The organism is Pseudomonas sp. TE6288, from assembly GCF_054062095.1.
Genome location: NZ_JBSSEW010000032.1, coordinates 1 through 11,581 on the forward strand (window position 1 = coordinate 1; position 11,581 = coordinate 11,581).

Below are 11,581 nucleotides of genomic sequence, written 5' to 3' on the forward strand. Positions count from 1 at the left end.
CGGTACCCACGGGAGCAAGAACGGAGCGAGGGAACCCCGGAGCGAAGCGTAGGGGCCGTATGAACGGAGCCGAACGGTTTTGCCGACTTTTGCCACGACAAAAGTCGGCCGCCGTAAAGGCGGAAAGGTGACGAAATGTCGACATCGTCTACGAATGTGCTTGCAAATACAAAAACAATCTATCGAGCCGAAGCCGAAGCCGAAGCCGAAGCCGAAGCCGAAGCCCAACCCCTCAAACCAAAACCCGCGAACTCGCCACCCCCACCACCACAACGCCAATCAACAAATTAACCCCAACCAACCGCCGAATCCGCCCCAGCACCCCAGCCCCCGAAGCCCAATCTCCTGCCTCCACCGCCGCACGCAACTCAGGCAACAACAACCCCTGAACCCGCATGAACAACGCAAACATGACAATCCCCCCGCCAATCATCACCTGCACATAACGGGGCGCAGTCTCGAACCCGGCAAACCGCAGGTGAATCATCCCGACCCCGCTGACAGCCAACACCGCCACCGCCAGCCAGACCCATCTGAAGAACCGCTGGAAAACCTCCACCCACAAACGCAGCCGCGCAGGCCCTTCCAGCGCGGCAACCGTGGCCGGCCGCAGCACCAGCCAGGCGAAGAACATCCCGCCGACCCAGACGAGGGCGGCCAGGACATGCAAGGTGTAGGGCAAGGTAAAGGCAAGCATCGGGATCTCCATGCGGCACAAAGGGCAATAGCGGGGTATGATAGCCGGCCCATGTGAAACACTGAAAATATATCCAGCCCTCCGGGCGCCTGCAGACCATGATCAGCAACGAACTCAAAGCCACCATCCAGGGCGCCTACTCGCGTTTCCTCGAAGCCAAAAGCCTCAAGCCGCGTTACGGCCAGCGCCTGATGATCGCCGAAGTGGCCAAGGTGCTCGGCGACATCGCCTGCGACGATGAAGGCCGCCGTGCCGGCGAGCCCGCGGTGGTTGCCGTCGAGGCCGGTACCGGTACCGGCAAGACCGTCGCCTACAGCCTGGCCGCGATCCCCGCCGCCAAGGCCGCCGGCAAGCGCCTGGTGATCGCCACCGCGACCGTGGCGCTGCAGGAGCAGATCGTCTTCAAGGACCTGCCCGACCTGATGCGCAACAGCGGGCTGAACTTCAGCTTCGCCCTGGCCAAGGGCCGTGGCCGTTACCTGTGCCTGTCCAAACTGGACGTCCTGTTGCAGGAAGGCCACGCTCAGTCGGCCACCGCTCAGCTGTTCGAGGAGGAGGGCTTTCGCATCGAGGTCGACGAGCGCAGCCAGAAGCTGTTCAACAGCATGATCGAGAAGCTCGCCGGCAACCGCTGGGACGGCGACCGCGACAGCTGGTCGGAGGCCGTCGAGGACCAGGACTGGGCGCGCCTGACCACCGATCACAGCCAATGCACGGGTCGGCACTGCCCCAACTTCCAGCAGTGCGTGTTCTACAAGGCCCGTGAAGGCATGGGCAAGGTCGACGTGATCGTCACCAACCACGACATGGTCCTGGCCGACCTGGCGCTCGGCGGTGGCGCCGTGCTCCCCGATCCACGCGACACAATGTACGTGTTCGACGAAGGCCACCACTTGCCGGACAAGGCCATTGGCCATTTTGCTCATTATTCGCGGCTGCGCTCCACGGCCGACTGGCTGGAGCAGACTGCCAAGAACCTGACCAAGCTGCTGGCCCAGCATCCGTTGCCGGGCGACCTTGGCAAGTACATCGAGCAGGTGCCGGAGCTGGCCCGCGAGGTGCGTACCCAGCAGCAGTTCATGTTCACCCTGTGCGAGCAGGTGGCGGACTTCCGCGCCGGCGAGGACATGGAAGGCCGCGACCGCCCGCGCTATCGCTTCGAGGGCGGCGTGGTGCCGGAGCAGATCCGCGAAGTAGGCATCGAGCTCAAGAAAGGCTTCGCTCGTCTCAACGACCTGTTCACCCGCCTGGCCGACCTGCTCAAGGAAGGCATGGACGGCGAGAACAACATCGGTATCGCCAGCCACCAGGCCGAAGAGTGGTACCCGCTGTTCGGCAGCCTGGTGACCCGGGCCCAGGGCAACTGGGAGCTGTGGACCGCCTTTACCGCGGAAGACCCCGAAGACAACCCGCCCATGGCCCGTTGGCTGACCCTGGCCGAAAGCGGCGCGCTGTTCGATATCGAGGTCAACGCCAGCCCCATCCTGGCTGCCGAGATGCTGCGCAAGAGCCTGTGGAACGTCGCCTATGGCGCCCTGGTGACCTCGGCGACGCTCACCGCGTTGGGCAAGTTCGACCGCTTCCGCATGCGTTCGGGCCTGCCACGCGACGCGGTGCAGTGCGTGGTGCCCAGCCCGTTCGTGCATGGTGACGCCGGGCTGCTGCGGGTGCCCGACCTGGGTGCCGATCCGCGCGACGCCACGGCGCACACCGCGGCGATCATTCGCGAGCTGCCAGCCATCGTCGAGGACGCCCGCGGCGCGCTGGTGCTGTTCTCCTCGCGCAAACAGATGCAGGACGTGTTCGACGGCCTGGACCGCGACTGGCGCAAGCTGGTGCTGATCCAGGGCAACCTGTCCAAGCAGGAAACCCTGAACAAGCACAAGGCGCGGGTCGACGACGGCCAGCACAGCGTGCTGTTCGGCCTGGCCAGCTTCGCCGAGGGTGTCGACCTGCCGGGCGCCTATTGCGAGCATGTGGTGATCGCCAAGATCCCCTTCGCGGTGCCGGACGATCCGGTCGAGGCCGCGCTGGCCGAATGGATCGAAGCCCGTGGCGGCAATCCGTTCATGGAGATTGCCGTGCCCGACGCCTCGCTGCGCCTCATCCAGGCCTGCGGCCGGCTGCTGCGTACCGAGCAGGACCGTGGCGTGATTACCTTGCTTGACCGCCGTCTGGTCACGCAACGCTATGGCAAGGCTATTCTCAACGCGCTGCCACCTTTCCGACGGGAAATCGGCTGACTGCCGGAGCAACACGCACAACCCGTTGTCCATTACTCGATTGCGAGCCCATGACGGGCTCCGAAGGAGAGCCACCGCCCCATGATCCGCCGCGCCTTGCCTGTCGTGTTCTCCGTGTTGTTCAGTGCGCCTTTGCTGGCCGGGCAGCAGACCCTGTTCAGCTTCGTGCGCCCGGCCTCGGTAGTGAATGTCGTCACCCAGGACGCCAGCCTGCCGCAGTACAACGCGGAGCAGACAGCCGAAGGCGAGGTGTTGCGGCGAGTGGTGTTCAACCCGGTGGCACAGCCGACACTGCGCCTCGCGCCGCAGAGCGGTGCGTGGGACTGGTCTGCCGGCCAGGCGCTGACTCTTCGCCTGCAGAGTGGCATGGACTGGGCGCTGACCGTCGATGTGGTGGTGCAAAGCAGCGACGGGCGCACGCTCACCAGCCGCATCGACCTGCCGGCAGGGCCTGCGCAGACCGTGATGATTCCGCTCAAGGCCAGTTCACCACTGAGTCAGGGCATGCGTGCCGGGCCGCCGATGCCTTGGACCTACGAAGGCCAGCGCCTGTTGCTGACTAGCAGCGAAGGAGGAGCTGACCTGGCGCAGGTCACTTCGGTCAGCTTGAGCATCCCCGGCCCCAAGGTGGCGCAGAGCCTGTTGATCGAGAAGGTCGGCCTGCAGGATGACGATCAGGCGTTCAAGGCCGCCTACGCCGAGCTGATCGATGGTTATGGGCAATCGACCCGTGGCCGCTGGCCGGAAAAAATCGTCAACGACGAGCAGCTCAAGGCTGCCGACAGCCGTGAACAGGCACAGCTCAAGGGCTGGCTGGCCGAGCGCGACAAGCTCAAACTGGACACCTATGGCGGCCTGCTGGAGGGGCCTGCGTTCGACGCCAAGGGTTTCTTCCGTACCGAGAAACGCGACGGACGCTGGTACCTGGTGACGCCGGAAGGGCATCCGTTCTATTCGCTCGGCGTCAATGCCGTCGCCGCCGATGGCGGGCGTACCTATGTCGCCGGCCGTGAGGGCATGTTCAAAGCCTTGCCGGGAGAAGGCGACACCCTGAGTGCCTTCTATGGCGAAGGCAACAACGATGACGGCAATGCGTCGTCCCAGGGCCGTGGTTTCAAGCAGGGACGCTGGTTCGACTTCTACGCGGCCAATCTTCAGCGCACCTATGGCAAGCCTTGCCCGCAGGGAGAGGTGGCGTGCCCGGTGGCGGTGCTGGATGCCCAGCGCTGGCAGGCCCATACCCTGGATCGCCTGCAGGCCTGGGGCTTCAACACCCTCGGCAACTGGAGCGATGCGGCGCTCGGGCAAGCCAAGCGCCTGCCGTACACCTTGCCGCTGTCGATCGTCGGTGACTACGCCAGCATCAGCACCGGCATGGACTGGTGGGGGCGCATGCCCGACCCGTTCGACCCGCGTTTCGCCATGGCCACCGAGCGTGCCGTGGCCATTGCTGCGCGGGATCACCGTGACGATCCCTGGCTGATCGGTTACTTCGCCGACAACGAACTGGCCTGGGCCGCGCCGGGGGACGACCCCAAGGCACGTTATGGCCTGGCCTACGGCACCTTGCGCCTGACCACCGATGTGCCGGCCAAGCGCGCTTTCCTCAAGCAACTGCGCGACAAGTACCGCAACCAGCAGGGGCTGTCGAAGGCCTGGGGTATTGAGCTGACCGCCTGGGAGCTGATGGAAGACCCGGGGTTCGAGGCGCCGTTGCCCAACCCTGAGCATCCGGAAATCGAGCGTGACTACCAGTATTTCCAGCAGGTGTTTGCCGAAACCTACTTCAAGACCATTTCCGATGCGCTGAAGTGGCATGCGCCCAACCACTTGCTGCTGGGTGGCCGCTACGCGCTCAGCACCCCCGAGGCAGTGAAGGCCTGCGCCGAGTTCTGCGATGTGCTGAGCTTCAACTTCTATACCTTGAAGCCTGACGACGGCTACGACTTTGCGCGGTTGGCCGAGCTCGACAAGCCGGTGCTGGTCTCGGAGTTCCAGTTCGGCTCGCGCGATCGTGGCCCATTCTGGCCCGGGCCGCTGGAAGTGGCCCGCGAGGAAGACCGTGGCCCGGCGTATGCCAACTTCCTCAAGGCGGCCATGGCCCAGCCGATGATCGTCGGTGCGCACTGGTTCCAGTATCTCGATCAACCCGCCAGCGGGCGCCTGCTCGATGGTGAGAACGGCCATCTTGGCCTGGTCGCTGTCACCGATGTGCCCTATGCGGGGTTCATCGAGGCGGTGCGCCGCAGCAACCTGCAAGCCCTTGGGCATTTGCGCACAGCGTTGGACAAGCCGTAGTTCCTGATAACCACCCAGCCATCTTCAGTAGGCAAATCGCCCAACTACTGAAACAATGCACCCCTTTGCAAGCCAGGCAGTAAAGAGAGGTAGTCGGGTGCAGATCCAGGGTCACTATGAGCTGAAGTTCGAGGCGGTGCGCGATGCTTTCGCCGCGTTGTTCGAGGATCCCCAGGAACGTGGTGCGGCGTTGTGCATCCAGGTCGGCGGAGAAACCGTGGTCGACCTGTGGGCCGGCAGTGCCGACAAGGATGGCCGCGAGGCCTGGCACAGCGACACCATCGCCAACCTGTTCTCCTGCACCAAGACCTTTACCGCCGTCACCGCCTTGCAACTGGTGGGCGAGGGCAAGCTCGCCCTCGACGCGCCGGTGGCGCGCTACTGGCCGGAGTTCGCCCAGGCCGGCAAGGACCAGGTCACCCTGCGCCAACTGCTCAGCCACCGTGCCGGCCTGCCGGCCATCCGCGAGCTGCTGCCGGCCGAAGCCCTGTATGACTGGCAGGCCATGGTCGATGCCCTCGCCGCTGAAGCGCCCTGGTGGACGCCCGGCAGCGAGCACGGGTACGCGGCGATCACCTACGGCTGGCTGATTGGCGAATTGATCCGCCGCGCCGATGGCCGTGGTCCGGGCGACTCCATCGTCGCACGCACCGCCAAGCCGCTGGGCCTGGACTTCCACGTCGGCCTGGCGGATGAAGAATTCCACCGCGTGGCGCATATCGCCCGCGGCAAGGGCAACCCTGGCGATGCCGCCGCCCAGCGCCTGCTGCAGGTGACGATGCGCGAGCCCGAGGCCTTGTCCACTCGGGCCTTCACCAACCCGCCGGCGATCCTCACCAGCACCAACAAGCCTGAATGGCGGCGCATGCAGCAGCCGGCGGCCAATGGCCATGGCAATGCCCGCAGCCTGGCGGGCTTCTATGCCGGCCTGCTCGATGGCAGCCTGCTTGAGTCCGAACTGCTCGACGAGCTGACCCGCGAGCACAGCCTCGGCCAGGACCGCACCCTGCTCACCCAGACCCGTTTCGGCCTGGGTTGCATGCTTGACCAGCCAGAGGTGGCCAACGCCACCTTCGGCCTTGGCGCGCGTGCCTTCGGTCACCCCGGCGCCGGCGGCTCGGTCGGTTTCGCCGACCCCGAACATGACGTGGCCTTCGGCTTCGTCACCAATACCCTCGGCCCTTACGTGCTGATGGACCCCCGCGCACAGAATCTGGTGCGGGTGCTTGGCAGTTGCCTTTGATCGGGTAACGCGGGTATTGCCACGTCCCTTTGACTATCCTCAATGCCAACGCCTGAAGCGTATGGGCAAAATTTCTTTCTATTTCATGGTGTATCGCTGATGTCTTCACATAAAACCTTAGCACTCGCCCTGTGCCTGGCCATGACCGGTTGTGCCAGCCACTCCCCGGACGCCGCAAAGGACGGTGGCCTGAACTGGTGGCCATTTGGTTCGGACAAGGTCGCTGACAAGGAAGTGAAGGAGGCTGTCGTCGAGAACGTGGCCAAGGCCGACGCCAAGTCCGAAAGCGGCAGCCGCTGGTGGTGGCCGTTTGGCAGCGATGAGAAGAAGGACAAGGTCGCGGCGGTGCCGAAGATCGACCATAAGGCCACGCAGGCCTGGCTTGACCAGTACGAGCCGAAGGTCCGCGAAGCGATCAAGGGCAGCAAGTTCGAGCTGGAGCGCCGCGAGGATTTGCTGGCGGTGACCATCCCGGTCGACAGCTCCTACAACCCTGATCGCCCGAACATGCTGCTGCCCGCGACCCTTGGCCCGATCACCCAGGTTGCCAAGGTCATCGAGACCGATACCAAGACCGCTGTGCTGATCCTCGGCCACGCCGACACCAGCGGCGCCATGGCCGCCAACCAGAAACTCAGCCTCGAGCGCGCCGCTTCGGTGTCGGCGATCTTCCGTCTCAGCGGCCTGCAGCGCGACCGCCTGATGCTCAAGGGTATGGGCGCGGTGATGCCGCGTGCCGCCAACGACAGCGCTGAAGGCCGTGCCTTGAACCGCCGAGTCGAGCTGCTGCTGACCCCGCAGAACACCATGGTCGCGCTGCTGGCCAAGTACCAGCAGGCTGCCCCGTCGCCGGCTCCGGCGGCGATGGTTGCCACCCAGGACGCCAAGGCCCCGGCCGCCAAGCCTGTCGTCAAGGCCGCCGCCAAGCCGGCTGCGAAAAAGCCTGCCACCAAAGCCAAGGCGCCAGCCAAGGCCAGCACCGTCGCCAAGAAGAAAGCCGCTCCGGCCAAGCCAGCCGCGAAGAAGGCCGCCACCGACAAGAAAGTCGCCGCCAACAGCCCTGCGAAGACCAACTGATCGTCAAGGAAACGCAGCATGACCCAATCCCTGGCCGATATGCGCCGCGACTACACCCGTGATGGCCTGGCCGAAGCCCAGGCTCCCGGGGAGCCGTTCGCGCTGTTCCACCACTGGTTCGCCGATGCGGTGAAGACCGAGCAGCTACCGGTGGAAGCCAACGCCATGACCCTGGCCACCGTTGATGCCGAGGGGCGTCCGCATTGCCGGGTGTTGCTGCTCAAGGCGCTGGATGCACGCGGATTCACCTTTTTCACCAACTATGAAAGTGCCAAGGGCCAGCACATTGCGGCCAACCCTTATGCGGCGATGACCTTCTTCTGGCCGGCGCTGGAGCGCCAGGTGCGGATCGAGGGACGGGTGGAGAAGGTCACGGCCAAGGAGTCGGACGACTATTACCAGGTGCGCCCGCTGGGCAGCCGGCTAGGGGCCTGGGCGTCGCCGCAGAGCCGGGTGATTGCCGATCGCGAGGAGCTGGAAGGCCTGGTCAGGGCCACCGAGGCGCGCTTTTCCGACAGCCAGCCGCATTGCCCGGAGCATTGGGGCGGTTACCGCTTGCTGCCCGAGCGCATCGAGTTCTGGCAGGGGCGTGCGAGCCGCTTGCATGACCGCCTGAACTACCGCCTGGTCGATGGCCAGTGGGCGCGCGAGCGTCTGGCGCCCTGACAAGAATGGGGCCGCGACGCGGCCCCATCATCAACGAGACCCCGTCGCTTCCCGCTCCAGCCACGCCGCCAACTCCTTGCGCCGCACCTTCTCCACCCGCGCCCGCTCCAGCAACTTGAGCATTAAGACCTGCTTCGCCGGATCCTCCCCGGCCAGCGACAGCGCCAGGTCCCGGTCCATCCAACGGCGCATGCGCACATACAGCCACCCGTGAAAATACAGCCCGGCGACCGTCACGACGACGACGATGAAGTAATCCATGGCTATCCTTGGTCTCATCTGTAGGCCCGCAATTCAGCCAGCAACGGCTGTACCTGAGCTGAATGAAAACAATTTTATAACGTTTGCGCCGTGACACTTGTCAAGGCGCGGAGTCTAATGGACACCTGTCTTATGGAGATTGTCCCATGCGTAAATCCGCTTTGCTGCTGGCCAGCTTCACCACCGTGTCGCTGCTGCTGGGCGGCTGCCAGTCGTCGCTGACCGGCGACAGCTACTCCCGTGATGAGGCCCGCCGCGTGCAGACCGTGCGCATGGGTACCATCGAATCCCTGCGCCCGGTGAAGATCGAAGGCACCAAGACGCCAATCGGTGGTGGTGCTGGCGCCATTGTCGGTGGTGTCGCCGGCAGTGCCGTCGGTGGTGGCCGTGGCAGTATCGTTGCCGCAGTCATCGGTGCCGTGGCCGGTGGCCTGGCGGGCTCCGCCGCTGAAGAAGGCCTGACCCGTACCCAGGGTGTCGAAATCACCGTGCGTGAAGACGACGGCAGCATGCGTGCCTACGTGCAGCAAGTGCAGCAGAACGAGATCTTCCGTGTGGGTGAGCGTGTACGCATCATGACTGTCGACGGCACCAGCCGCGTCACTCACTGACAGCGCGCTTGAAAAGAAAACCCCGACCGGCTTGGCCGTGTCGGGGTTTCTTTTTGTCTGCGAAAGACGATCGGGTTAGTCGTTCAACCCGAGGATATCCCGTGCCACCGCTTCGGCGATGCGAATCCCGTCGACACCGGCGGACAGGATGCCGCCCGCGTAGCCTGCGCCTTCACCTGCCGGGAACAGGCCCTTGAGGTTGAGGCTCTGGAAGCTGGCGTCACGGGTGATGCGCAGCGGCGATGAGGTGCGGGTTTCGATGCCGGTCAGCACCGCGTCGTGCAGGTTGTAGCCCTTGATCTGGCGGTCGAAGGCCGGCAGCGCTTCACGGATCGCCTCGATGGCGAAGTCCGGCAGGCTCGGTGCCAGGTCGCCCAGGGTCACACCCGGTTTGTAGGAGGGCTCGACGCTGCCCAGCGCTGTGGATGGGCGCCCGGCGACGAAGTCACCAACCAGCTGCGCCGGTGCCTGGTAGTTGCTGCCGCCCATCACGTAGGCATGGGCTTCCAGGCGCTCCTGCAGCTCGATACCGGCCAGCGGGCCACCTGGATAGTCGCGCTCGGGGTCGATACCGACGACGATGCCGGAGTTGGCGTTACGTTCATTGCGCGAGTATTGGCTCATGCCATTGGTGACCACGCGGCCAGGTTCGCTGGTGGCGGCAACCACGGTACCGCCCGGGCACATGCAGAAGCTGTAGACCGAACGACCGTTCTTGGCGTGGTGCACCAGCTTGTAGTCGGCGGCGCCGAGTTTCGGGTGGCCGGCGTATTTGCCCAGGCGCGCCTTGTCGATCAGCGACTGCGGGTGCTCGATACGGAAGCCGACCGAGAACGGCTTGGCCTCCATGAACACACCCTTGGCGTGGAGCATGCGGAAGGTGTCGCGGGCGCTGTGCCCCAGGGCCAGTACCACATGGCGCGAGTGCAGCTGTTCACCGCTCTGCAGTACCACGCCCGTGAGCTGTTCGCCGTCCACCAGCAGGTCGGTGACCTTCTGCTCGAAGCGCACCTCGCCACCCAGGCTGATGATTTCCTCGCGCATCTTCTCGACCATGCTGGTCAGGCGGAAGGTACCGATGTGCGGCTTGTTGATGTAGAGGATCTCGTCGGGCGCACCGGCCTTGACGAACTCTTCCAGCACCTTGCGACCGTGGTGATTCGGGTCCTTGATCTGGCTGTACAGCTTGCCGTCGGAGAAGGTGCCGGCGCCGCCTTCGCCGAACTGTACGTTGGATTCGGGGTTGAGCACGCTCTTGCGCCACAGGCCCCAGGTGTCCTTGGTACGCTGGCGCACCTCTTTACCGCGCTCGAGCACGATCGGCTTGAAGCCCATCTGCGCCAGCAGCAGCCCGGCGAAGATGCCGCAGGGGCCGAAGCCGACCACGACCGGGCGCGCAGGCAGTTCGGCCGGGGCCTGGCCGACGAACTTGTAGCTGACGTCCGGGGCCACGCCGATCTTGGCGTCGCCTTCGAAGCGGCGCAGCAGTTCGTCTTCGTTGCTGGTTTCAAGGTCGATGGTGTAGATGAACAGCAGCTCGCTGTTCTTCTTGCGCGCATCGTAGCTGCGCTTGAACAGGGTGAAGCCGAGCAGTTGCTCATCGCTGATGCCCAGGCGCTGGACGATGGCGGCGCGCAACTCGTCGTCGGAGTGGTCCAGGGGCAGCTTCAGTTCGGTGATTCGTAGCATGGCAGGGTCCAGTATCCCGGCCATGGGCGGCCGGCGGCTTTACACAAACCGCCAAGTATAAGCTGTTAGCCGCCCCGACTGGCAGGATAAAAGCACCCGGTGATCAGAGGTCGCGGGCGCCGCCGTAGTAGGCGCAGCCTTGCAGGGTCTTGCCGTCGATGCGCAGCTCGGCCTTGAGGTGGCGGATGGCGCCGGTGGCGCCGTCGACGCAGCGCTGTGGCGCGACCCACAGTTCGACACGCTGGCCGTTGGCCTCGCTGGACAGGCTCAGGCCGCCGCCGGGCAGCGCTTCTTCCAGGTAAGGCAATGGCAACGGCTCCTGGCCTATGCGGTTGAGCACCATGCCCTTGCCGCTGGCCTTGATGTCCCAGTCCGGCTCGTGGCCGCCGGCGCGGAGGGTCAACTGCTTGAAGTTGGGGTCTTCGCAGCCACGGTATTCGGAGGTGTCGAGGCGGTACAGGCGGGTCACGTCGAGCTGGCCGTCGCTGCCTGCCTGCTTGCTGCCGGCCATGCGCGCACGGACATCGGCGAACAGCTTGTCACCGGCGTCGTCGGCCAGGGTGGCGGCTTCTTGCAGGATGCCGGTGCCAGCAGCGTCGTTGACGATGAAGCGGCGGCTTTCGTTACAGGGTTTGAACAGCAGATGGCCGCCGGCCGCGCTCAGTTCGCCTTGCAGGCGGGTAGTGCCCAGGTTCGGGTCGACCGGTTTTTCGGCCAGCATCTGGCAGCCTGCGAACAGCGGCAGCAGGGCAGTGAGCAGCAGGGAAGGGGTGAGGCGCATCAGGCGGGCTCCGGT

Annotated in this window: 10 protein-coding genes; 6 read left to right on the forward strand and 4 right to left on the reverse strand. The window is 65.0% G+C overall.

All coding sequences use genetic code 11. The annotated features are described in order from the left end of the window. Positions 1-232: 232 nt before the first annotated feature. Positions 233-697, reverse strand: coding sequence for a CopD family protein (locus ACVWY1_RS24545; RefSeq protein ID WP_277501744.1), 465 nt, complete (start codon positions 695-697; stop codon positions 233-235). 98 nt (positions 698-795) lie between these two features. On the opposite strand from ACVWY1_RS24545, the gene dinG reads away from it, so the two are divergent. From dinG to pdxH, 5 genes are all read left to right on the forward strand, one after another. Then, entirely contained in the window at positions 796-2,940 is a 2,145-nt protein-coding gene (gene dinG / locus ACVWY1_RS24550) for an ATP-dependent DNA helicase DinG (RefSeq protein ID WP_110704376.1), read from the forward strand. 81 nt (positions 2,941-3,021) lie between these two features. Then, the gene (locus tag ACVWY1_RS24555; protein ID WP_457378861.1) at positions 3,022-5,238 is read left to right on the forward strand and encodes a beta-galactosidase; all 2,217 of its coding nucleotides are present in this window, start codon (positions 3,022-3,024) and stop codon (positions 5,236-5,238) included. A 97-nt stretch (positions 5,239-5,335) separates the two neighbouring features. After that, positions 5,336-6,481, forward strand: coding sequence for a serine hydrolase domain-containing protein (locus ACVWY1_RS24560; protein ID WP_457378862.1), 1,146 nt, complete (start codon positions 5,336-5,338; stop codon positions 6,479-6,481). Between the two features lie 99 nt (positions 6,482-6,580). Beyond that, a complete protein-coding gene (locus ACVWY1_RS24565; RefSeq protein WP_139669328.1) occupies positions 6,581-7,558 on the forward strand; it encodes an OmpA family protein in 978 nt (325 codons plus the stop codon). Between the two features lie 18 nt (positions 7,559-7,576). Next, positions 7,577-8,224, forward strand: coding sequence for a pyridoxamine 5'-phosphate oxidase (pdxH, locus tag ACVWY1_RS24570; protein WP_457378863.1), 648 nt, complete (start codon positions 7,577-7,579; stop codon positions 8,222-8,224). Positions 8,225-8,254: 30 nt separating this feature from the next. Here the strand turns inward: pdxH and ACVWY1_RS24575 are convergent, their stop codons facing one another. Next, positions 8,255-8,485: a hypothetical protein gene (locus ACVWY1_RS24575; RefSeq protein ID WP_139669330.1), complete on the reverse strand. Its 231-nt coding sequence runs from the start codon at positions 8,483-8,485 to the stop codon at positions 8,255-8,257. Positions 8,486-8,631: 146 nt separating this feature from the next. Here ACVWY1_RS24575 and ACVWY1_RS24580 point away from each other — a divergent pair, with 146 nt between their 5' ends. Next, complete coding sequence (locus tag ACVWY1_RS24580; RefSeq protein ID WP_023632818.1) at positions 8,632-9,096, forward strand: outer membrane lipoprotein; 465 nt, start codon at positions 8,632-8,634, stop codon at positions 9,094-9,096. A gap of 75 nt (positions 9,097-9,171) precedes the next feature. Here the strand turns inward: ACVWY1_RS24580 and ACVWY1_RS24585 are convergent, their stop codons facing one another. Together ACVWY1_RS24585 and ACVWY1_RS24590 are read right to left on the reverse strand one after the other, a co-directional pair. Then, a complete protein-coding gene (locus ACVWY1_RS24585) occupies positions 9,172-10,785 on the reverse strand; it encodes an NAD(P)/FAD-dependent oxidoreductase (protein WP_102684681.1) in 1,614 nt (537 codons plus the stop codon). 103 nt (positions 10,786-10,888) lie between these two features. Continuing rightward, the gene (locus tag ACVWY1_RS24590) at positions 10,889-11,566 is read right to left on the reverse strand and encodes a COG3650 family protein (protein ID WP_046854484.1); all 678 of its coding nucleotides are present in this window, start codon (positions 11,564-11,566) and stop codon (positions 10,889-10,891) included. Positions 11,567-11,581 lie beyond the last annotated feature (15 nt).